Consider the following 22,706-nt stretch of genomic DNA (forward strand, 5'->3'; position numbering starts at 1 on the left):
GCGAAGACGCTCGCGATAGAATTTTCAACATTAGTTAATCCACCAGTCTAACCGCCGAAAATTATGAAGAAAATATACATTATCCCTTTTCTTATCTTATTTACTTACCAAGCGCAAGCGCAATTCACGTTATCGGGGCAATTGCGTACCCGCACCGAGTTACGCGATGGATTTGGCAATTTACCGAACAAAGGCGCTTCCCCGGCATTTTTTACTTCGCAACGTGCCCGCCTGAATGTGGGCTACAGCTTAGAGAAAATTAAATTTTTTACCGCTATTCAGGATGTGCGCATTTGGGGTCAGGACGCTTCCACGATAAGCAACGCCGACGGCAATAAATTAATGCTGCACGAAATGTGGGCCGAAGTTGCGCTCGCGAATGCCGCTGATTCAACGGCAGCCTTTAAAGGTTTAGATTACTTAGGATTAAAAATTGGCCGTCAGGAGATTAGTTACGACGATCAACGCTTATTAGGTAACCTCGACTGGTTGCAGCAAGCCCGTCGGCACGATGCGGCCATTTTAAAATTAATGCACAAAGGCGTGCAGTTAGATGTGGGAGTGGCTTATAACCAAAATACCGAAACCAAAGAAGGCAGAATATACGTGCCGGGCAATGTGCCTACGGGAACAGCTACTGGGCAGATTCCGGTAACCGGAACGGTTAACCCAGCGGGTACCAACGGCATCGGGCAAATGTATAAATCGTTTCAGTACGTTTACCTGAGCAAAAAAGTCGGCGCATTTAAGGTGTCGGGCTTATTCTTTAAAGACGATTTTCAAAAATCTACGGTAACCCCAACGAGCCGGGTATTTACAAAAGGTCTGAACAGTCGGTTAACAACGGGCTTTAACGCGGCTTTACTGCCTAGCCCCACCAATAAATTAACCCTGAATATTTCGGCTTATCAGCAAGGCCACCAAAACAAAGAAGGTAATCCTTTAGATGCTTATTTTGCCAGCATTTACAGCAGCTATTCTTTCGGCGCCTTTTCGGCGGGACCCGGCTTTGATTTTTATTCCGGCAACAACGGGGAACATGCTACCAAAGTAAATCATCGTTTCGACCCACTGTACGGTACGCCGCATAAGTTTGGCGGTTTAATGGATTATTTTTACGCCGCTGATGGCCACGGTCCGGCTGGTTTGAAAGATTTTTATGTAAAGAGTCGCTACACCAAAGGCAATTTCTCCACGAACGTAGACCTGCACCAATTTTTATCCGGCAACCAGATTGCCTACCGCGAAAATAACGCGGATGCTTTAACCCGCTACCAATCTAACCTGGGCACCGAAGTAGATGTGATTTCTACTTTTACTTACGGCAAATACATCACCTTTGAAGCGGGTTATGCCCATATGTTCGGTACTAATTCGCTCAACCGCATCAAAACTTCCGGGTTTCCGGCCGCTAATAACACTTACCTGCCCAAGCAGCGCCAGGCCAACTGGGCTTACCTCATGATCAACATCAAACCTGAATTTCTGGCTACTAAAGCTACCCCACAACCTAAATCCTAAAAAAATTAAAAATAATTTACTAACCATAACCTATCAGTCATGACGCTACTATCCAGCCCTAAAGTCGGTAAAGCCACCAAAATCAAGATTTTTAGTTTCGCCGGCCCGCACATGCGTACGTTTCACATTACTTGGTTTGCCTTTTTTCTTTGCTTTGTTGCCTGGTTTGGCGTGGCCCCTCTCATGCCGGTAATCCGCGAAGAGTTTCATTTAACTAAAGCCCAAATTGGGAATATCATCATCTCCTCGGTAGGTATTACCATTTTTGCCCGATTGTTTATCGGCTGGCTCTGCGATAAAATCGGCCCCCGGATTACCTACAGCATTATTTTAATTCTGGGTTCATTGCCGGTAATGTTTATTGGTTTAAGCAACAGCTACGAATCTTTTTTGCTGTTCCGGTTAGCCATTGGCGTAATTGGGGCTTCGTTTGTGGTAACCCAGTTTCATACCTCGTTAATGTTTGCACCTAACGTAGTTGGCACCGCTAATGCTACTACGGCGGGTTGGGGCAACATGGGCGGCGGCGCTACCCAAATAATAATGCCTTTAATATTTGCCGGGTTTATAGGCTTAGGTTACGTAGATGCTTCAGCGTGGCGCTATGCGATGGTAGTGCCGGGGGTATTGTTATTCTTGATGGGAATTGCCTATTATAAATTTACCCAGGATACTCCCGAAGGCAACATGGCCGATTTAAAAAAGAACGATCCGGCTTACCGCATGAAAGCCGCCGAGAGCAAAGGCGCTTTCTGGAAAGCCTGTAAAGATATCCGGGTATGGATGTTGTTTTTAATCTACGGCGCCTGCTTCGGTATCGAAATTACCATCGATAACATTGCCGCCATTTACTATTTCGATAAATTTAAGCTGAACTTGGAAACCGCTGGTTTAATTGCCGGTCTGTTCGGGATGATGAATATTTTTGCCCGTACTCTGGGTGGCTATTTCGGCGACAAAGCTGGTATCCGCTACGGTTTAAAAGGCAGGGTTTTATTTCTTGCCTTTGCCTTGTTCATGGAAGGTGTAGCTTTAATTCTTTTCTCCCAAATGACGGTTTTGCCGATAGCCATTGCCGCCATGTTGTTCTTTAGCTTATTCGTGAAAATGTCGGAAGGAGCCACCTTTTCGGTAGTGCCATTCATCAATAAAAAAGCCATTGGTTCGGTATCCGGTATTGTAGGTGCCGGCGGAAACGTAGGTGCCGTATTAGCCGGTTTTCTCCTGAAAGACGAATCCCTAACCTATAGCGATGCCTTATTTGTCATTGGTTGCACGGTAATGGCCGTATCGTTTGCCTCGTTCCTGGTACGTTTCACCAAAGCCCACGAAGCCGAAGCCCAGCAAGAAATGAACGAATCTTTAGGCACCGTCTCAAGCAATACAGAAACCCAGGTACCAGCCATGGCCTAAATCAGAATCGCGAATTTTTAATCACTGATTTCACGGATTACGCGGATTCGAGAATAAGCAAATTTTAAAAACATACTCTTGAAATTCCAAGACAAGCAGTTACTAAGAAAACTGACAGCAGTTTGGCTGTTGAGGGCCTTCTAAGGTTCCGGTTCTGCGCAGCAGAATTCCGCAGACGGAGTCGAGGAAAGGAAGCTTAGACCGCCCGAAAGAGCCAAACGAGGCCCGCCGGCCATGAGGCAAACAGGGTACTGGTCAAATAAGATAGCACCGCAGCCATCGGGGATTGCAAATCCCCAGCCGATAGACTCCCGAATGGCAAACCCGGAAGAGCAAAAATAAAAAGAAGCAAATGAAAAAGAATAAGAGCCATCGTTTTAAAACTACCTGTTCGTACTGCGGCGTAGGCTGCGGCATTGTGGTGGAGCAAGACGCGAAAGGTAAAATTCGGGTTGAAGGCGATGCGGAGCATCCAGTAAACAGAGGCATGCTTTGCTCCAAAGGATTGAATTTGCATTATGTTGTTTCGGACCATTCTGATCGGTTGTTGTATCCTGAAATGCGTTGGGCCAAAAATCAACCACGCCAACGGGTAAGCTGGGATACGGCTCTGGACCGGGCCGCTGCCGTTTTTAAAACCATTATTGACAAGTACGGACCCGATTCGGTAGGTTTTTATGCTTCGGGGCAATGCCTCACCGAAGAATATTACATTGTAAACAAACTGGTAAAAGGCTATCTGGGAACAAATAACCTCGATACCAATTCCCGGTTGTGCATGAGTTCGGCGGTGGTAGGTTATAAAATGGCGCTCGGCGAAGATGCCGTTCCGGCCAGCTACGAAGATATCGAACTAGCCGATTGCTTTTTGATTGCTGGCGCCAATCCAGCCTGGTGCCATCCTATACTTTTCCGTCGCTTAGAGCAGCACAAAGAACAACATCCGGAAATAAAAGTAATTGTAGTAGACCCGCGTCGGACACAAACCTGCGCTTTGGCCGACCTACATTTGCAAATAAATCCGGGTACCGATATTGTCCTGTATCATGCCATTGCCCGTTACCTCATCGAAGAAAATTTAATTGATGAAACTTTCCTCCTGAACCATTCCGATGGCTTTGAAGAATTTAAAAATTTTATTTTTCAGACTAGTTTAGAAGAAGCGGCTTATACCTGCGATGTTCCCGTAGCTGAAATTAAATTGGCTGCCACTTACATTGGCAATGCCAATGGGTTTATTTCGATGTGGGCGATGGGCTTGAACCAGAGCGTAATTGGAGTAGACAAAAATTTAGCTTTATTGAACTTATCCCTTATAACCGGGCAGATTGGGAAACCAGGTTCCGGGCCTTTATCCTTAACGGGTCAACCAAACGCCATGGGTGGCCGAGAGGTGGGTGGTATGGCTAATTTATTATCGGCGCACCGTGATTTAGCTAACCCCGTGCACCGGCAGGAAGTGGCTAATTATTGGGGAGTGCCCAGTGTACCCGCCCAACCCGGTCTCACTGCCACCGAAATGTTTCAGGCTTTGCGCGACGATAAATTAAAAGCAGTCTGGATTATTTGTACCAATCCATTGGTAAGTTTACCCGATGCAGGCTTAATTGAAGAAGCTCTGAAGAAAGCCCGTTTTGTGGTGGTTCAGGATATCTCGAACAAAGCCGATACCTTACAATACGCCGATTTAGTGCTTCCAGCCGCCGGTTGGCTCGAAAAATCCGGCACCATGACTAACTCCGAGCGTCGTATTAGCTACCTAAATAAAGTAGTATCTCCTCCCGGTGAAGCTTTGCCCGATGTAGAGATTCTTTGCCGCTTTGCCAAGAAAATGAATTTCTCGGGGTTTGATTACAAACGAACCGATGAAATTTACGAAGAGCATGCCCGCCTGACCAAAGGAACCAATATTGATATAAGCGGTTTAAATTACGAAGCGTTACAAGAAAAACGCAGTATTCAATGGCCGGTTCCGGCCTTAGGCCACGAAGGTACGCCCCGTTTGTTCACTGACCATCAGTTTTATACCCCCAATAAACGCGCTAAAATCTTAACGCCAGCTTCGGTGTATAACCAGTCGGAGCCGATAAGTCCGGAGTTCCCGCTTATTTTAACCACTGGCCGGATACGCGACCAATGGCATACCATGACCCGGACGGGAAAAGTTAATAAACTAAAACAGCATTTAGGCAAACCCTTCCTGGAAATTAACCCGATTGATGCCGCTTTGCGGGATATTAATGAGGGAGATACCGTTGAAATTGTAAGCCAGCGCGGCAAAGTTCGGGTAAATGCTGTAGTTACTACCGATATTAAAACGGGTGTTATATTTCTGCCCATGCACTGGGGTAAAATATTAAACCGCGATTTTGGCCGCACCAACAATTTAACCAATACCTTGGTCGACCCGAAATCGAAAGAGCCAGATTTTAAATTTTCGGCGGTACAAGTACAGAAATACCAGAAACCATTCGAGAAAGTAGTCATTATTGGAGCCGGAGCTGCCGCCTACCGCTTTATAAATACCTACCGGGAGAAAAATATTGCCGATGATATTCATGTGTTCTCGCAGGAAGCGCATCCGTTTTATAACCGCGTGTTATTGCCCGAATACTTGAATGGCCATTTAAACTGGGAACAACTCGAAAAATTTAAAAATGGTGAACTGGCTAAGTTAGACGTGTATCTACACGAATCTACGGGTATCCGGTCCATCAACCGGGTAGCCAAAACCGTTACCGATACGCACGGCAAAGTACATACTTACGATAAGCTGGTTATTGCTACGGGCAGCCGGGCCTTTGTTCCGAAAGATGTACCTATGGAATTACCCGGTATTTTTACGATGCGTAATCGCGGTGATGCCGACCGTTTAAAAACTTTCCTGAATCACCAGGGCCACGTGGTAATTGTAGGAGGAGGTTTATTGGGCTTAGAGTTAGCGGCTTCCCTGCGCGAAATAGATATACAGGTATCCATTGTGCAACTGAGCTCGCGGCTTATGGAGCGGCAACTCGATTTAATTTCCGGGGATTTGCTACGCGAGCACATCGACGAGATGGATGTTAAAGTTTATTTTAACGACCAGGTACAAACTATTTTCCCAAATAAAAACGAACCAGGCTTAGTTGTAAATTTAAAAAGTGGTAAATCTTTGCCTTGCAACGCAGTGGTTTACGCCGTAGGAACGCGCCCCAACGTAGAATTAGCTCTGGAAGCTCAGATTGCCTGTGGCCGCGGAATTTTAGTAAACGATTACTTACAAACTACTACCGACCCAGATATTTTTGCCATGGGCGAAGTAGCCGAATTTAACGGGGTAGTCAATGGTATTACGGCAGCTGCCGAACAGCAAGCAGATGTTGCCGCCCGTTTCCTGGCCGGTGATTTCAGTAGTTATTATTCCGGCTCTATATTCATGAATATTTTAAAGCTGGCCGATTTGGACTTGTGTTCTTTAGGACTTGTAGAGGTGCCGGATAATAGCCCAGATTACGAAGAAGTAATCTTCACGGATAAAGCCAAGCGCTATTACAAAAAATGCATTATTCATCAGGATAAACTGGTTGGGGCAATTTTAATGGGCGATAAAAGTGAATTTGCCGAGTTTAAAACGCTCATTGAAAACAAAATTGAATTATCGGAGAAGCGTATGGAGTTGCTTCGGTCCGGTAAACCGATTGCTCCGGTAATAGGAAAACTGGTTTGTTCTTGCAATAACGTGGGTGAGGGAAATTTAACCTCTATGGTACAAGGAGGCTGCACCGATTTCCGGCAACTTTGTCAACAGTCCGGCGCGGGCTTGGGCTGTGGCTCCTGCAAACCAGAAGTAAAAGCTATTTTGGAACGGGCTCTACCGTCAGAGCCAATTTCGGTGTAGTTGATTGTTAATTGGGCCTTTGCTCATTGCTGGCGCGAGCGTCCTCGCTCGTGTCTACTATCCGGGAGGCCTCTGGCCGGGCAAAACGATTAACTTAAATTAAAAGTAAATAAAGTTGCTACCGGCCAGAGGCCGGACGATAAGCATCACGAGCGAAGACGCTCGCGATAGGGAACTGGATAGCAAATTGAAATAGATATTTGGCTAAAAGTAAAATTGTTGAATATCTAACCTTTCAACTTTTTAACTTTTCAACCTTAAAACCTAAACCATGGAAAAGAGAGATTTAGTCCGGGTATTTGCCCGTGGGGGAGTAGTTTCGCCGGGAGATTTAAAGCAGATTCTGACTACGGCCAGTGAGCTGGGGAACGAGGTAATTCATTTTGGGTCACGGCAGGATATTCTGTTTCCGGTTAGTATTCGCAGTAAAACTATTCTGGACACAACTTTTCAGGCAATTCGCACCGATTATGATTTTGGGGGCAAACACTACGAAAATATAGTTAGTTCGTACGTGGCTTCCGATATATTACCCGCTACCAGCTGGCTGCACTCCGATACCTACTTGTATATTCTGGATGATTTCGACCGTTACCGGCCTCAATTAAAAGTAAATATTGCCGACCCTAGGCAAACACTAGTGCCTCTTTTTACCGGAAATTTAAATTTTGTGGCTTCTAAGCAGGAAAATTATTGGTATTTGTATCTAAGCCTACCCGAGTACGGCAATAAATTACTTTGCTGGCCAGCCTTAATCTATACATTTGATGTGGTGCGTACGGTAAAAGCCCTGGAAGCTGTTTACCTGGAGCAACCTAATTTACCCATCACCGGTTTGTATGACCAAACCAATGCCAGCATAAAGGCAAACAACCGGCCTCTGCAAAGTGAATTGGAATTACCTACTGTGCCTTTCCCGACGTATGAGGGCATGAATAAAATGTCCGGTGATAAATACTGGCTGGGACTTTACTGGCGCAATAACCAGTATACCATTAATTTCCTACAGGCACTCTGCGATTTATGCGTGCAAACTAATATTGGTAAAATCAGCATAACGCCCTGGAAATCGTTTATTATTAAAGGAATTGCCGAACGCGATAAAATAAAATTTGAAAAGCTGCTGGGTAAATTTGGCATAAACATGCGGCATTCGTCGCTGGAATTAAACTGGCACTTACCGGTACTCGACGAAGAAGCTTTGCAGTTGAAACGTTATCTCGTGCGCAGCTTCGACCAGAACGACATTTGTACGGAAGGATTAACGTTTGCGATAAAAACTGTTCCGATGAATTTATTTACCTCTATCGTCATCGAGAAAAATCCGGCTTCAAAGTATTCCGATAAATACGAACTGCTGCCCACTTACAATGTACTGTACTGCCGCGATTTTAACCCGAACAAACGCGATTACCTGACTTACGCGAAAGATGTATTGCAGGAGGACTTAGCCCCTTTGCTCATGGAGTTAAGCCGTTTGTACTACGAGCAATTAGATTACGAACCCGAAGTAAAAATAAATAAGCCAGCTGTAGAGCAAAAAACGTTACACCCGGTTTACCAATGTTCGCATTGCCTAACGGTATACGACCAAACTTTCGGCGACGAAACTGCCGGTGTTCCGGCTGGAGTAACTTTTGAAGAGTTGCCTAAAACCTACGTTTGTTCGTTGTGCGAAGCTCCTAAAAACGACTTTGTTAGGCTGCATTTAGAAAAAGCACCTCTTTAAAAAATTGAGTCAGTATTAACCAAAAAGAATTTTGTGAGATGTTTTATGAAAGAAGCAAATTGAAAAAGTATGTAGTTCTCATTTCTAATTCATAATTTCTAATTTTTAATTTGGCGAAGCTCTGGCTTACTTTATTTCCAGGTAACCGCCTTGCTCTAAAATATGATAGCGGTCTTGCAAGGGTTTAGAAAGTCTTATTTTTACTTCGGCTGGGTAGCCCTTAGCCCAGAAGCGGTCCCGTTCATCATAAGTCATAGTACTATGGTGCTGGGGTAATATATAGTCTGGCGAAAGCCGGTTTATCAGCATTACGGAATTATCAATGTACGTATTATGCTCGGTAGGAGAGAAAAAGAGCACATCTATCTTTTCCTGAAAAAGTTGGTCTTCCAGTAAAACGGAATCGCCGGGTTGCAGAAAGCGTTTGCCGCCAACGGTAATTACATAACCACAATCTTGTAAATTAGCTTCGAAATACACCGCGAAGTTTGCGTTGCCATGAATGGCCCGAATGGGCTCTATTTTGGCGCCCAATAGTTCAAAAGGCTCTCTTGGTTTCGCTACCCTAATCCGTGCCTGCGGTATACCTAATTCCTGAGCTGTTTTCAAGCAACTTTCCGGCAGTACAAAAATGCATTTCGAATTTTTTATAAATATTTTGGCTGTTTTCGGGTCAAAATGGTCGCTGTGCGCGTGAGTAACCAAGTAAATATCTAGTTCCGGGGCAATTTCCAGTGCAGAAACCGGGGCAGGAGCGCTCCGGCCGCCATATTCCAAAGCTAAATCGGTACTAATCAATAAATCTCCTGATTGAATTAACCAACCATTGTGCCCGGTCCACCAGATAGCTGTTCCGGATGTATGCTTTTTGATTTGCTCCAGAATAGTATTGGTAGTCCCAGGAGTTTTAGAAGGCTTTCCGGTTTGCCCAAAGCCATTTGTTACAAAACCGCCTATTAGTAGCAGTAATACGAAACTAAGTGTAAAATATTTTTTCATAAATTCAGGAGTAAAATTAAGCTATTAAGGGTAGCAGGAAAGGAGGATTTACGTTTTCTAAAATAAACAGTATAAGGTATATTTAAAAATAGTCTAGTATCCAGTGATTGAATCAAGCAGTAACTATTTTAGATTGGCCGTTTTAAAACGTAAAGCTCCTGGTTCTAAACTTTCTCAATTCGCTGAAATTTGTTTAAGTTAGAGCCTTTTTGAAAGTTTATGATAACAGTTGACGAAGCTTTTGCCAGAATAATTGCCAATAAAATTGATTTGCCTGTTACCGAAATTGCTTTAGATGAAGCGGTTGGGAAAGTATTACAGGAGCCGGTTTATGCCGACCGGGATTTTCCGCCGTACCATCGCGTAACTATGGATGGCATTGCCATTCGGTATGAGACGTACAAAGCTGGTGAAGACACATTTCAGATAGAAGGTTTGCAACTAGCCGGAGCCCCTGCCCAAAAGCTAACTAATGCGGATGGCTGCCTCGAAGTAATGACGGGGGCTATTTTACCCCAGAATACGGATACTGTTATCCGTTACGAAGATGTAAGTATAACGGAACGACGCGGTAAACGGTATGCACATATTCTGGCGGCCCCCAAAATGCGCTTGCTGAATGTACACCAGCAAGGTTTTGACCGACGGGCGAACGATTTATTAATTCCGGAAGGTACCGTGCTTTCGCCCGCTGAGATAGCAGTGGCGGCTACTGTTGGTAAATCTAGTTTAAAAGTTACGCAAGTGCCTCGGGTAGCTATTATCTCTACTGGCGATGAGTTGGTAGATGTTACGCAAACCCCTTTACCGCACCAAATCCGGAAATCGAATGGTTATATGTTGCAAGCGGCAATGCGAGAACAGGGTATTACCGCTGATTTATTTCATTTGGTTGACGATAAGCCTTTGCTTTTACAGGAGCTGCAAAAGTTAATTAACCAATACAATGTGCTGGTATTGAGTGGGGGAGTAAGCAAAGGTAAAGCCGATTTTATACCGGAAGTCCTCCGTGAATTGGGAGTGCAACAACTTTTTCACGAAGTAGCGCAACGCCCTGGTAAACCTTTCTGGTTCGGAAAGCATGCTGCCGGACCAGTAGTTTTTGCTTTGCCAGGTAACCCGGTTTCTACGTTTGTTTGTTATTATAAATATGTTCAGCCTTGGTTATGGACGGTTTTAGGAGCTTCCGCTAGCTGGACTATGCAAGCCAGCTTAACCACTGAGGTTACTTTTAACCCAAAGCTTACATATTTTTTGCCGGTAAAAGTATTTGTTACGTCAACTGGCTTGTGGCGGGCTCAACCCGTTTCAATTGGTGGCTCCGGCGACTTTGCTGCCTTAATGACTGCCGACGGCTTTTTAGAACTTCCCCCGGACCAAACCAAATTTTCGGCCGGAGAATCTTTTCCTATTATTTGTTTCAGAAGATTTTTTTAGTAAAATCTGCCTTCATATAAATCAAACATAGGAACCGGAAGAATAAAAATATTCTTACTTCTCACCACCAAAATAGAGGGAGTTTTTAAGAAAAAACGGGTAATAAAGTTTTGAGTAATTCTCTAAATTCAGAATTTAATAAGTAAAATGCAGTGTTGTTTTTTGCTTTAATTTATTCTGAAAGAGATGACCATCCAGAAAAATAACTTTAACTTTTTAACGAGCCCAACCGATAGAAGAGCCTTTATTTCCTCTTTAACCAAGGCTGTTGGAACTTCCGTGTTACTAACCAGCCCTTTAATTTCAAGCGCTGAAGAATTCAATTTTCCTCAGCAATCTTATACGGTAAAACAAATTATTGATTTATTTCTGAAGGAGATACCGGAAGCCCCCTTCGACAAAACCGTAGATACTTTAAAATCGGGTAACGCCGATACTAAAGTTACCGGCATAGTAACTACCATGTTCGCTACGGTAGAAGTAATCCGGAAAGCGATTGACTTAAAAGCTAATTTTATAATTGCGCACGAGCCTACTTTTTATAACCATTTAGATGAAACCGATTGGCTGGAAAAAGACGATGTGTATCAATATAAAGCAAATTTGTTAAAGCAACATAATATTGCCGTTTGGCGCAACCATGATTACCTGCATACCCATAAGCCTGATGGCGTAATGGCCGGACTAGTAGCGGCTTTAGGATGGCAAAAATACGTTCAACCAGAATCCCCGGCCCGTTTTGTATTACCTGATACTTCTTTTAAAGATGTCGTTGCGCATGTAAAAACTAAGTTAAACATACAGATAGTGCGCTACGTGGGGGAACCTGCGCAATCCTGCCGGAAAATATTGCTTTTACCCGGGGCATCTGGTGCCAGAAGACATATCGCGGAAATAGAAAGAGAAAAGCCCGATGTGGTGCTTTGCGGGGAAGCTCAGGAATGGGAAACGGTAGAATACGTGCGCGATGCCCGCGCTAAAGGCGATAAACTGTCGCTGGTATTATTGGGACACGCGGTGAGCGAAGAACCCGGTGCAGAATGGATGGCTACGTGGCTTAAATCGAAGGTGCCCGGCTTAAAGGTAACGCATGTGGTATCTAAGAACCCGCTTTCTTTTATGTAAGGATAAAGTTAAATAATTAGCTCTGCTTGTACTTGAAGTTATTACAACATAATTTTAATGCCGGCAGTCTAAATCTTTTTCTACTATTATTCTCAACTGTTGGTCATTACCTAATTCAATCAGGTCGTCAAATCCAATTAAATCGGTATCTACCCATTTCTGCGCCATTGGTTCCGGAATAAAAACCGTAATCGTGTTTCCGGTAAAACGAATATTTACTTCTTTGTCCGAAGTTTGTTGTAAGATATAACGCAGAGCATTGGTCTTGTCGGGGCTGAAGACAATAGTTTCCTCAACCTGGCCCGTTTCCGCAAATTGAGTAACTTCCGCTTCTGAGAGGCGCAAGCGCAAACTGTTTCCCTGAATTCTGAGTTTCATAGTATATTAGTTCATTGTCCATAGTCCACAAACCATAGTTAACAGTCAATGAACCAAAGAATTATTGTTAAATTGTTTAGGAGGATAATTTAGCCTTCCTTTCGCAAACGTACAATGTATTACGTAAAACATACAATCAAAATAACTTTTAAACTTTCTAACTTTTCAACCTGCAACTTGTAACTAAATAATGGAACCAGAGAAAACTTTTTCGCACCTGGATGAGGCCGGAAATCCGGCCATGGTGGATGTAAGTGCGAAATCTCAAACCAAACGCACCGCTATTGCCCAAAGTATTGTGGTTTTGGGCGATGAAATTATGAGCCATTTAAGTAACGGTGATATCCAGACTAAAAAAGGACCAGTATTTCAAACGGCTATTATTGCCGGTACCATGGGCGCCAAGAAAACTTCAGACCTGATTCCCTTATGTCACCCGTTGGGTCTGGAAAACTGTAAATTCCAGGTTCAGGTAAATGAAGCGAACGAAGTAGTAATTCAATGCACGGCCAGCTTAACCGGTAAAACCGGGGTCGAAATGGAAGCTTTGACCGGTGCAAGTGTAGCGGCCTTAACTATTTACGATATGTGCAAAGCTTTTTCGCACGACATTGTTATAAAAGAAACCCGATTAATCAGTAAAACCGGAGGTAAAAGTGATTTCACCAGAAAATAAACCAGCGCATCAAAAGCATGTTTCTTTAAGCCGGCCTACCTTGGGGAGTTTTGGAAGAACCGAACTGGCAATCTTGGGAACCCCCTGCGGAAATATTAAAAAACTAGCCTTTGCGATTACCCAAAATTTATCGGCAAAATTAAAAATTGCTTATGTAGATGCCGACCATAAAAGTGCGGATGCCGCAGCGAGTAATGGTCCGGATGTAAATACTGCCTTAGCCTACGGCAGTTTTCTGGAGTATACCGATAAAATTACTTTTCAACGCCTGGATTACCGGACTAACTGGAATGAATACCAGCAGAAAGCATTTTTTCAATCAGCAGATTTAATTTTGGTAAACGGCAACCATTTTCTGGCACAAGCCCAGGTAATTGTTATTGACCCGGCAAAGCCTTTAGAGAAGAAGCTGGATAAATTAACCAATGTACAATTAATATTACTGCAGGAAGGTGTAATGAAGGTACCAGATTTTATCCAGGCGCATTTAAAGGATACAGCTCAAATACCTGTTTATTCTATCGAGGACCCGGAAAATATTACCCGTTCTATTTATAGTTATTACCTGAAATCTATTCCGCCCCTGAATGGATTGGTTTTAGCTGGAGGTAAAAGCACCCGCATGCAAAGCGACAAAGGCTTATTGCGTTATCACGAGCAAGACCAGCGCACGCACGTTTACCATATGCTAAGGTCATTTTGTGCCGAAGTGTTTATATCCTGCAATGCCGCTCAGGCAGTTGATTTAGAAGGAAGACTACCGTACCTCGAAGACCGTTTTTTGAATTTGGGACCACAAGGCGGAATTTTAACGGCCTTGCAATACAATCCTAACGCAGCCTGGTTGGCCGTAGCCTGCGATTTGCCTTTTTTAAGTAAAGAAACCCTGGATTATTTAGTACAGCACCGCGACCCAACTAAAATGGCTACTGCCTTTTATGATTCAGATGGTAAATTTCCGGAACCTTTGCTTACTATTTGGGAGCCGCGTAGCTTTCCAGCATTGTTACAATTTCTAAGTTTAGGTTATTCCTGCCCACGAAAAGCTTTAATTAACTCCGATGTTAAGCTGTTAACTATTCCGGATACAGAAGAATTGCGTAATGTAAATGACCAGCAAGCGTATAACGAAGCAATAACAAAGTTGCAGCCTAAATAGAGATGGCCAAGAAAAAGATATAATTTTATATCTTAAATGAGGAGAAAAATGATTACGCCTTCTGGATGTCGAAGACACCGGAAGAACGTATCTACGCGTTGGAACATCTTCGAAATCAATATTTAACCGATAGTAATGGAATTAGACAAAGACTTCAAAGAGTTCTTTCCATTACTAAACCAAAACAAGGTTGAATAATTTTGTAAAGTTTACAATTTGCCGGACGGCTGAAATAATTAATTCAACTTGCAACTAATAACCTGCAACTTGTAACTTATTATGGATGCGCTGCTACCCAAACTTCCCCGTCCTCGAATATTTCTTTCTTCCAGATAGGTACGATTTCTTTTAGAGTATCAATGATAAATTCGCAAGCTTCAAAAGACGCTTTGCGGTGAGGGGTTGAAACGGCAATTACTACGGCAGCTTCGCCTATGGGCAATACCCCAGTGCGGTGTACGATAGCTACTTTTTGTACTGGCCAGCGCGCTGACGCCATATCGGCAAGTTCCTGCATTTTTTTCACAGCCATGGACTCGTAGGCTTCAAATTCTAAATGCACAACTGTTTTTTTCTGGGTATTATTTCTAACAGTACCAATAAACACATTTATAGCCCCGGCACCATCGGCTTGTACCGCAGCTATTATTTCCTCTGTATTTATTTGTTGGTCGGTTAAGGCAATCATAATAGTATTGGGTATCAGGTAGTAAGTATCAGGAATCTGAAAGATGAATAATCAATTTAAATTAATAAGTTGTAAATATTTAAAGCAAATAGTAGCAAGAGAACTAAGTAGTAAGAAATTATACTACTTAATCTTAATACCTGATACTTGCTACCTACTTTCGTTATCCTCCACTTACAGGTGGAATCAAAGCAATTTCATCATTTGGTTTTAAAATTACTTCGGGTTTTGCATACTCATCGTTTACAGCTACTAATACCGAATGCAATTTATTTAATCCCGGATAGGTAATTTTTAAATTCTGCATTAAGTCCTCAACCTTGGCCGATTCCGGAATATCTACAGACGTCCAAGCCTGGCCAATAATATCTTTGGTAATGCCAAACAATCGAATTTTTAATTGCATAGATTTAAATAATAAATACTTGTTAAAGTTAACTAATTTATAATAGAATTGGTTATCTATTTACAATCTCGAAATTTTCTCTTACTTTCGGTAGTAAGCACAGGATTATGACGAAATCACGCACGCAAATAGTAGATAACCACGGTCGACCCCTCACGTATGTTCGTTTGGCGGTTACGGATCGGTGTAATTTGCGCTGCTTTTATTGCATGCCCGCCGAAGGAATTGATTACCTCCCCAAAAAACAACTGCTCACTTACGAAGAAATGGAGCGCATGCTGCAGGTGCTGGCGGGTTTAGGTATTAGCAAAGTACGCATTACGGGGGGTGAGCCATTTCTGCGGAAAGATTTAGTTTATTTTCTGCGGCAGGTAAAAGCTATTCCGGGTATTGAGGAAATACATATTACTACTAACGGCGTACTTACCGAGCAATATATTCCGGATTTAGTAAAATTAGGCATTAACTCGGTTAACCTGAGCCTGGATACCTTAGACCGGGAGCGATTCCATAAAATTACCCGTCGCGATGAATTTGAAAAAGTGATGCAAACCTATCATGCATTGCTAGCTAATCAGATTCCGGTAAAAATTAATGCGGTTGTGATGGAAGGACAAAATATTGAAGATATTGTACCCTTGGCAGCCCTTACCAAAGAGCATCCGGTTTCGGTTAGGTTTATTGAAGAAATGCCTTTTAATGGCGAAGGCCAGCACTATCCTAAAGTTACCTGGAATTACCGTAAAATTTTAGAGGAATTGCAAGCTGCTTTTCCAGATTTACACAAAGTTTCGGATGCGCCTCATTCTACGGCTAATCATTATTCTGTTCCGGGCTACAAAGGAAACATTGGAGTAATTGCGGCCTTCTCCCGGACTTTTTGTGGTACCTGTAATCGCATTCGAGTAACGGCTCAAGGCGGTTTAAAAACCTGTCTTTACGGCAATGATGTGCTGAATGTAAGAGATATTTTGCGGAGTGGTGCTTCTGAGACTGTACTTACAGATGAGTTACTGAAAGCCTTTAATAATCGGGCTAAGGATGGATACGAAGTTGAAGCGCAACGACCAATTTTATTACCTGTATTTGAATCTATGTCTATGATTGGAGGATAACTCCTTTTTCTAGCTTGAACATAAAAAAAGCGGCTCTGGTAACAAAGCCGCTTTTCCTTTTTTAAGGAGTATCTTACAATATATCGCTGAATAAACCTGGAAAGATGCCTAATACAATTGTTAGAACCGCGATAAAAATCAAGGTAAAAGTAGTAAAAGCATCTACTTCTAAACGTTCGCCGCTAGGTTCGCGCATATACATGGCAATTACTACCCGAAAATAATAATAAATACCAACCATCGACATTAAGATACCTACTACCACCAGCCACAATAAATCTTTTTCCAGAACGCTGCCAAAAATAAAGAACTTACCAAAGAAGCCTCCCGTTAACGGAATACCTGCTAAGGAAAGCATGGAAACCGTCATAGCAAAAGCTAAAAGCGGATTGGTCCGACTTAAGCCGTTAAAAGCAGCATAACTTTCATCGCCTTCTCGCTGGTCGGAAACAATCTTTAAAATTCCGAAGGCGGCTACAGTTGCTACTGAGTAAGCCAGAGAATAAAAGAAAATGGCATTTTCCGAACGGCTGTTTAAAGCTAGCAGAGCCAACATCAGATAGCCCGCATGGGAAATACTTGAATAAGCCATCATCCGCTTAAAAGAATCTTGCGCAGCGGCGGCAATATTACCTATCACTAAGGTAATAACCGTCATGGCTACCAAGGTAGGGAACCAGAATGAATAAGCGCCAGCAAAAGAAACAGAAAGTAATTTGTAAAAGGCCGCAAATCCCGCCACTTTTACTACCGTCGACATAAAACCGGTAAATATGGCTGGCGTACCTTCGTATACATCTGGGGTCCAGAAGTGAAAAGGAGCGGCAGACACCTTAAACGAAATGCCAATTAAAACCAATAACAACCCCAATCCTAGCATGGGCGACATATCAGTAGTTCCGGTATTAGCAGCTGCGCTAATTTCAGTAATATAAAAGGTACCGGTTGCGCCGTAAATTAAAGCTATACCAAAAAGTAAAATTCCGGTAGTAAACGAACCCATTAAAAAATATTTTAAAGCAGCTTCGTTGGAGCGTAAGCTTCGTTTTTCACTTCCTGCCAGCACATACATGCTTATGGATAAAATTTCTATTCCGATAAATAGCATCAGCATGTTTTCATAGGCAACCATCATTACAGCCCCAACCAACGAGAACAATATTAAGGCAAAATATTCTGCTAGATTATCATCATTTAACCGGATATAACGAGTAGAAAAAGGTAAAATAAGGAGGCTGGTTAATACTACCACGCTGGTAAAAGCTACCGCAAAATTATCTACGGTAAGCATATTGTTAAAATAACTTTCGGTTTGGTTCCAATCCGCAAGATTTGCGCCAAGTACAATTATCAGGAACAATAACGCCAATGGCAAGAGAATCCGATTAGATTTCAGAAAACCCAGAAAGAGGTTTAAAATGCCGAAAGAAGTAAGTAAAATAATGGATACCATATTGTAGTTGCTATTAGCATTTAGCATTTACCATTTATCAACTTCCATTTACCAATCATTATTTTTGTGATTTCTCAATAATTGACAAATGGTAAATGGTACCTGGTAATTGTATAACTATCTATTTATAATATTTAATAACTGATTAATGGACGGTTCGGAAATACTTAGGAACGTGTTAGGGTGTAAACCAATCCAGAAAACCATTACCACCAACGGGATTAATACGGCCTTCTCCGTTCTGGTTAAATCCTTGAAATTAGCCGTTGCCGGATTTTGCTCGCCAAACATCACCCGCTGAAACATACGTAGCATATAAACGGCTCCCAAAATAATAGTTAAACCGGCAATAGCACCTAACCAGGCATTGTAATTGTAAACTCCCATCAACAATAAAAACTCGCCCACAAACCCGTTGGTTAAAGGTAAGGCCACTGTTCCGAGCAACAAAATCATGAAGTAAATAGATAAAGCCGGCGTGCTTTGGGTAATACCTCCTAAACCTTCTATATCGCGGGTATGCGTACGGCGGTAAATAATATCAATAATGAAGAATAAACCCGTAACGTTTATACCATGGCTCAGCATTTGAATCATGCCGCCTTGTAAGCCTTGCTCATTTAAGGTAAAAATACCCGCTGCAATTAAACCAACGTGCGCAATAGAAGAATAGGCTAATAGACGTTTTAAATCGCGTTGGCGAATGGCAATAATAGAACCGTAAATAATGCCGATAACCGACAGTACGAGTACCAGTACATCCCATTGACTTACGCCTAGAGGCACCACCGGCAGTAACCAACGAATAACTCCATAAATCCCCATCTTAAGCATAATACCGGAAAGCAGCATAGTAGCGGGTGCAGGAGATTCAGTATACGTATCGGGTTGCCAGGTATGAAAAGGGAATACCGGCATTTTAATAGCAAAAGCAAGAAACAAGAACCAGAATATCCAACTCTGGCTGCTCGCATCCAGGTTTAATTGGTAAAAAGCATTGATGTCGGAGGTGTGATTACCTGGAGTTTGAAAGTACAGGTAAATAAAACCAACCAACATAAACAGCGAGCCAATAATGGTGTACAAGAAAAACTTAAACGTTATGGCAATCCGTCGCTCGCCACCCCAAACAGCCGCAATAAAGTAAATCGGAATTAAAGCTACTTCCCAGAAAAAGTAAAATAAGAAGGCATCAAATGAAACAAACACCCCAATCAACCCAGTCTGCATGAGTAAAATTAGTGCGTAAAAAGCCGTTGGGTTCTTATATGAATGTGGGAATGAGGCTAGGATAATGAGTGGCACCAAAAAGGTAGTCAGAAAAACCATGAGCAAACTGATACCATCCATGCCGATGCTAAACGTAATCCCCACCGATGGAATCCAGTCTTTAACTAAAGTAAATTGGGGAGCCACCGAAGGTTCAAACTGCACCATGGCATAAAGTGCCAATAAAAACTCCAGAATGGCAGCACCGAAAGCGAATTTTTTGGCCGTGTTACCTTTTAAAAACAAAACCAACAAGGCCGCCGCCGCGGGCCAGAAAAGTAATAAAGCTGTTACCATCTTTTTCTTGCTACCAGAATCTAAAATTTAATATTATTATAAGAACAATGCTGAGAACCATTGCAAAAATATAAAACCCAATATCTCCGGTTTGTAGTAATCGCAAGGAGCGGCCACCACCTATTACCCCTTTCCCAAAACCATTTATCACCGGGTCAATAATACTTTGCTCAATAAACCGGTACACATTTGTCGAGAGCCACATTACGGGTCGTACTATTAGAGCATTGTAAATTTCATCGATGTAATATTTATGGTAAATCAGGTTATGCAAAGGAGAGAGACGAGCACTTTCTTCGGCAGGTACGGTACGGTTCTTCACGTAAGTTATGTAAGCAACTATAATAGCCAATACAGCTACTCCTACTGAGATGGCCATCAGCATGTATTCTGTTGAATGAGATAACTCCGCTGCCTCAAACATCGTTGGGTTAGCAATTCGAGCATTGTTAAATACCGGCGATAAGAAATCAGCTAAATAATGGCGAGCGCCAAATACCGCCGGCATGCCCATAAAACCACCAATAGTAGAAAGAATTGCCAGAATGATTAATGGCAATGTCATGCTGGATGGCGACTCGTGTAAATGATGACGTTGCTCTTCTGTGCCCCGGAAAGTACCAAAAAACGTTAAGTACAGTAGCCGGAACATGTAAAATGCTGTCATAAATGAGGCAAATACCCCGAATGCCCACATAATTTTACTATGTTCCCAAACGTGCGCCAGCAATTCATCTTTCGAGAAGAAACCGGCAAAAGGCGGAATCCCTGAGATAGCTAAGGTACCAACAAAAAAGGTTATAAAAGTTATGGGTAATTTTTTGCGCAAACCACCCATCATTCGGATATCCTGTTCGCCGCTCATTGCATGAATCACTGAACCTGCACCTAAGAACAATAAAGCTTTGAAGAAGGCGTGGGTAAGTACGTGGAACATAGAAGAAGAGTAGGCAGTTACTCCTAAGGCTAAAAACATGTAACCTAATTGGCTGACAGTAGAATAAGCAAGAACTTTTTTAACATCGTTCTGAGCCAAACCAATAGTAGCGGCAAATACAGCAGTGATTAATCCAATTATGGCAATTACATGCAGCGTATCGGGTGCTAAACTATACAACACGTTAGAACGCAATACCATGTAAATACCGGCTGTAACCATGGTGGCCGCGTGAATGAGAGCCGAAACCGGAGTTGGTCCCGCCATCGCATCGGGTAACCAAGTGTAAAGCGGTAATTGGGCACTTTTACCCATAGCTCCTATAAAAAGTAATAAAGTTATGGTAACCATTACGGGAGCATTGAGCAGGTTCGGTATTTGGGTAGCTTTACTAAATACTTCCGCATAAGCTACACTTTCAAAAGTGTTAAAAATTAAGAAAATGCCTAATAGAAAACCTAAGTCACCAATGCGGTTCATGATAAAAGCTTTCTTCGCGGCATTATTATAATTCTGGTTTTTATTCCAAAAACCGATTAATAAATAAGAACACAAACCAACACCTTCCCAGCCGAAAAACATTAAAACGTAATTGGAGCCCATTACGAGCAGCAACATGGAGAAAATGAACAAATTTAGAAAGGCGAAAAACTTTCCGAAATTCTCATCATGATGCATATAGCCAATGGAATATACATGAATGACAAAACCTACACCCGTAACCAGCAGCAACATAATAAGAGATAGCTGGTCGATTTGGAAGGAAATGGGAATCTGCAGATTACCGACTGAAACCCAGTTAAAAATATCAGTAAGATAGGGTTGGCCGTTAAAAGTAAAAAATAGGTAAAGCGACAAAAGAAAGGAGATAAAAACGGTTGCTGAACCAATAAATCCAGCCAATCCAACAGGTAATTTACGGTTGCCTAAGCCGTTAATAAGAAATCCGATAAATGGCAGCAAAGGGATTAATAAACAGATTAACGCCATTGCTGGATTATTTGCAGGCATTGCGACTTCTTGCATCTACAATTTAGGTTTATGGGAATCTATCTTGGGTAATTTACTTATGAAATTAAGTTTCTTGGAAGAACTCTATATATAAGGAGCTACCATTTTAAATTATTTAAGATATTAATATCTGTTGACCGAATATTTCGGTAAATCATAACAATAATTGCCAAACCAACGCACACTTCGGCGGCTGCTACGGCCATTATAAAAAATACAAAAATTTGAGCGTTGGCATCGGAACGATATGCTGAAAAGGCAGTAAGCAATAAGTTTACTGCATTTAGCATGAGTTCAATGCACATAAATATGATAATGGCATTTCGGCGGGTTAAAACCCCCGTTACACCAATAACAAAAAGAGTAGTACTAAAAAACAGGTAATAATTTAAAGGTATGGTACGGATTACCTCAGGTATTTGATCCATGGGCAAATGATAGAAGCGTTAGCTATAGGTTTTATTTTCTCCACGAAGCCGCAAAGTTACTTCATTTTTGATAAAACCATAATTTATCTCCCATCTTCTTTTGTAAAAGCATTTGGTTAAATCATGAATATATAGCTTTACCAATAACTTCGAAAAATAGCTTAAAAAAGAAAAGGGATAGTATCATGTATACCATCCCTTTTCTTTTCTTATTATTTTAATCTAAAAATGCCGCTCGCCGGTTTCTTTTTTTCCTAACATTACGGCGCCTACCATGGCAGCTAAGAACAGTACCGATGCTAGCTCAAAGGGCAATAAGTAGTTTTTGAATAATACCTTGCCTAGGTTTTCTACTAAACCAATTTGCGAATTAAAGGTAGCCGCATTATAGCCTTCGACGGGAGCATCTTTTAAAGCAGCTACCATAACTATTAGCAGCATACCACCTGAAATAACCCCCGCCACTTTCACTAAAGCGGATTTATGCTGCTCTGTTTCTTTGTTTAAGTTTAAAAACATAATTACGAACAGAAACAAAACCATAATAGCCCCGGCATAAACAATTACATTAACTGCCGCTAAAAATTGAGCATTCAATAAAATATAATGTCCTGATAACGAAAAAAAGGTAAGTATCAGGAACAATACACTATATACCGGGTTTCTTGAAAATACTACTCCTAGTGCAGCAATCAGGGTTAGAAAAGTTAGAAAATAAAATAGGCTACCGGTCATAATTTAGTTTGTAGTTTGTAGGCGATAATCCATGGTGCGCAGACTATCGA

General features: G+C 42.1%; 18 protein-coding genes. 9 read left to right on the plus strand and 9 right to left on the minus strand.

Going from position 1 to position 22,706, the window contains the following annotated elements:
- Positions 1–63: 63 nt before the first annotated feature.
- The 4 genes from AHMF7605_RS25440 (at position 64) to AHMF7605_RS25455 (ending at position 8,543) form a co-directional block, all read left to right on the plus strand.
- Positions 64–1,521, plus strand: coding sequence for an alginate export family protein (locus AHMF7605_RS25440; RefSeq protein WP_106932771.1), 1,458 nt, complete (start codon positions 64–66; stop codon positions 1,519–1,521).
- A 39-nt stretch (positions 1,522–1,560) separates the two neighbouring features.
- A complete protein-coding gene (locus AHMF7605_RS25445; RefSeq protein ID WP_199200307.1) occupies positions 1,561–2,934 on the plus strand; it encodes a NarK family nitrate/nitrite MFS transporter in 1,374 nt (457 codons plus the stop codon).
- A gap of 352 nt (positions 2,935–3,286) precedes the next feature.
- Positions 3,287–6,814, plus strand: a complete 3,528-nt coding sequence (locus AHMF7605_RS25450) for a nitrate reductase (RefSeq protein WP_106932772.1) — start codon at positions 3,287–3,289, stop codon at positions 6,812–6,814.
- A 271-nt stretch (positions 6,815–7,085) separates the two neighbouring features.
- The gene (locus tag AHMF7605_RS25455; RefSeq protein ID WP_106932773.1) at positions 7,086–8,543 is read left to right on the plus strand and encodes a rubredoxin domain-containing protein; all 1,458 of its coding nucleotides are present in this window, start codon (positions 7,086–7,088) and stop codon (positions 8,541–8,543) included.
- A 126-nt stretch (positions 8,544–8,669) separates the two neighbouring features.
- On the opposite strand, the gene AHMF7605_RS25460 is transcribed toward AHMF7605_RS25455, so the two are convergent.
- A complete protein-coding gene (locus AHMF7605_RS25460; RefSeq protein WP_106932774.1) occupies positions 8,670–9,542 on the minus strand; it encodes an MBL fold metallo-hydrolase in 873 nt (290 codons plus the stop codon).
- A gap of 219 nt (positions 9,543–9,761) precedes the next feature.
- Here AHMF7605_RS25460 and AHMF7605_RS25465 point away from each other — a divergent pair, with 219 nt between their 5' ends.
- Both AHMF7605_RS25465 and AHMF7605_RS25470 read left to right on the plus strand, forming a co-directional pair.
- Positions 9,762–10,979: a molybdopterin molybdotransferase MoeA gene (locus AHMF7605_RS25465; RefSeq protein ID WP_106932775.1), complete on the plus strand. Its 1,218-nt coding sequence runs from the start codon at positions 9,762–9,764 to the stop codon at positions 10,977–10,979.
- Between the two features lie 186 nt (positions 10,980–11,165).
- On the plus strand, positions 11,166–12,104 hold the full coding sequence (locus AHMF7605_RS25470; protein WP_106932776.1) for a Nif3-like dinuclear metal center hexameric protein: 939 nt from the start codon (positions 11,166–11,168) through the stop codon (positions 12,102–12,104).
- Between the two features lie 54 nt (positions 12,105–12,158).
- On the opposite strand, the gene AHMF7605_RS25475 is transcribed toward AHMF7605_RS25470, so the two are convergent.
- Entirely contained in the window at positions 12,159–12,482 is a 324-nt protein-coding gene (locus AHMF7605_RS25475; protein WP_106932777.1) for a DUF7009 family protein, read from the minus strand.
- A 190-nt stretch (positions 12,483–12,672) separates the two neighbouring features.
- On the opposite strand from AHMF7605_RS25475, the gene moaC reads away from it, so the two are divergent.
- Complete coding sequence (gene moaC / locus AHMF7605_RS25480) at positions 12,673–13,158, plus strand: cyclic pyranopterin monophosphate synthase MoaC (protein WP_106932778.1); 486 nt, start codon at positions 12,673–12,675, stop codon at positions 13,156–13,158.
- Entirely contained in the window at positions 13,139–14,317 is a 1,179-nt protein-coding gene (locus AHMF7605_RS30650; RefSeq protein ID WP_233219251.1) for an NTP transferase domain-containing protein, read from the plus strand. Before moaC ends, AHMF7605_RS30650 begins: the two co-directional genes overlap by 20 nt.
- A 277-nt stretch (positions 14,318–14,594) precedes the next feature.
- Here AHMF7605_RS30650 and AHMF7605_RS25490 read toward each other — a convergent pair whose 3' ends face one another.
- Together AHMF7605_RS25490 and moaD are read right to left on the minus strand one after the other, a co-directional pair.
- Positions 14,595–15,005: a molybdenum cofactor biosynthesis protein MoaE gene (locus AHMF7605_RS25490; protein WP_106932779.1), complete on the minus strand. Its 411-nt coding sequence runs from the start codon at positions 15,003–15,005 to the stop codon at positions 14,595–14,597.
- 163 nt (positions 15,006–15,168) lie between these two features.
- Entirely contained in the window at positions 15,169–15,411 is a 243-nt protein-coding gene (gene moaD, locus AHMF7605_RS25495) for a molybdopterin converting factor subunit 1 (RefSeq protein WP_106932780.1), read from the minus strand.
- A gap of 107 nt (positions 15,412–15,518) precedes the next feature.
- Here moaD and moaA point away from each other — a divergent pair, with 107 nt between their 5' ends.
- Positions 15,519–16,526 (plus strand): GTP 3',8-cyclase MoaA, encoded by a 1,008-nt coding sequence (moaA, locus tag AHMF7605_RS25500; protein WP_106932781.1) that lies wholly within the window; start codon positions 15,519–15,521, stop codon positions 16,524–16,526.
- Positions 16,527–16,599: 73 nt separating this feature from the next.
- On the opposite strand, the gene AHMF7605_RS25505 is transcribed toward moaA, so the two are convergent.
- The 5 genes from AHMF7605_RS25505 to AHMF7605_RS25525 form a co-directional block, all read right to left on the minus strand.
- Positions 16,600–17,979, minus strand: coding sequence for an NADH-quinone oxidoreductase subunit N (locus AHMF7605_RS25505; RefSeq protein WP_106933620.1), 1,380 nt, complete (start codon positions 17,977–17,979; stop codon positions 16,600–16,602).
- A gap of 117 nt (positions 17,980–18,096) precedes the next feature.
- Entirely contained in the window at positions 18,097–19,545 is a 1,449-nt protein-coding gene (locus tag AHMF7605_RS25510; protein WP_106932782.1) for a complex I subunit 4 family protein, read from the minus strand.
- Between the two features lie 10 nt (positions 19,546–19,555).
- Positions 19,556–21,508, minus strand: a complete 1,953-nt coding sequence (nuoL, locus tag AHMF7605_RS25515; RefSeq protein ID WP_106932783.1) for an NADH-quinone oxidoreductase subunit L — start codon at positions 21,506–21,508, stop codon at positions 19,556–19,558.
- Between the two features lie 83 nt (positions 21,509–21,591).
- Entirely contained in the window at positions 21,592–21,921 is a 330-nt protein-coding gene (gene nuoK / locus AHMF7605_RS25520; RefSeq protein ID WP_106932784.1) for an NADH-quinone oxidoreductase subunit NuoK, read from the minus strand.
- 222 nt (positions 21,922–22,143) lie between these two features.
- Positions 22,144–22,656 (minus strand): NADH-quinone oxidoreductase subunit J family protein, encoded by a 513-nt coding sequence (locus AHMF7605_RS25525; protein ID WP_106932785.1) that lies wholly within the window; start codon positions 22,654–22,656, stop codon positions 22,144–22,146.
- Positions 22,657–22,706 lie beyond the last annotated feature (50 nt).

It is taken from the genome of Adhaeribacter arboris (assembly GCF_003023845.1).
Classification (GTDB): domain Bacteria; phylum Bacteroidota; class Bacteroidia; order Cytophagales; family Hymenobacteraceae; genus Adhaeribacter; species Adhaeribacter arboris.

Coding starts and splice junctions, on each gene's coding strand:
- AHMF7605_RS25510 (WP_106932782.1), bottom strand. CDS start 19,545: ATGGTAACAGCTTTATTACTTTTCTGGCCCGCGGCGGCGGCCTTGTTG.
- AHMF7605_RS25450 (WP_106932772.1), top strand. CDS start 3,287: ATGAAAAAGAATAAGAGCCATCGTTTTAAAACTACCTGTTCGTACTGC.
- AHMF7605_RS25440 (WP_106932771.1), top strand. CDS start 64: ATGAAGAAAATATACATTATCCCTTTTCTTATCTTATTTACTTACCAA.
- moaC (WP_106932778.1), top strand. CDS start 12,673: ATGGAACCAGAGAAAACTTTTTCGCACCTGGATGAGGCCGGAAATCCG.
- AHMF7605_RS25460 (WP_106932774.1), bottom strand. CDS start 9,542: ATGAAAAAATATTTTACACTTAGTTTCGTATTACTGCTACTAATAGGC.
- AHMF7605_RS25490 (WP_106932779.1), bottom strand. CDS start 15,005: ATGATTGCCTTAACCGACCAACAAATAAATACAGAGGAAATAATAGCT.
- AHMF7605_RS25445 (WP_199200307.1), top strand. CDS start 1,561: ATGACGCTACTATCCAGCCCTAAAGTCGGTAAAGCCACCAAAATCAAG.
- AHMF7605_RS25470 (WP_106932776.1), top strand. CDS start 11,166: ATGACCATCCAGAAAAATAACTTTAACTTTTTAACGAGCCCAACCGAT.
- AHMF7605_RS25475 (WP_106932777.1), bottom strand. CDS start 12,482: ATGAAACTCAGAATTCAGGGAAACAGTTTGCGCTTGCGCCTCTCAGAA.
- AHMF7605_RS25465 (WP_106932775.1), top strand. CDS start 9,762: ATGATAACAGTTGACGAAGCTTTTGCCAGAATAATTGCCAATAAAATT.
- nuoK (WP_106932784.1), bottom strand. CDS start 21,921: ATGGATCAAATACCTGAGGTAATCCGTACCATACCTTTAAATTATTAC.
- AHMF7605_RS25525 (WP_106932785.1), bottom strand. CDS start 22,656: ATGACCGGTAGCCTATTTTATTTTCTAACTTTTCTAACCCTGATTGCT.
- moaA (WP_106932781.1), top strand. CDS start 15,519: ATGACGAAATCACGCACGCAAATAGTAGATAACCACGGTCGACCCCTC.
- AHMF7605_RS25505 (WP_106933620.1), bottom strand. CDS start 17,979: ATGGTATCCATTATTTTACTTACTTCTTTCGGCATTTTAAACCTCTTT.
- moaD (WP_106932780.1), bottom strand. CDS start 15,411: ATGCAATTAAAAATTCGATTGTTTGGCATTACCAAAGATATTATTGGC.
- AHMF7605_RS25455 (WP_106932773.1), top strand. CDS start 7,086: ATGGAAAAGAGAGATTTAGTCCGGGTATTTGCCCGTGGGGGAGTAGTT.
- nuoL (WP_106932783.1), bottom strand. CDS start 21,508: ATGCAAGAAGTCGCAATGCCTGCAAATAATCCAGCAATGGCGTTAATC.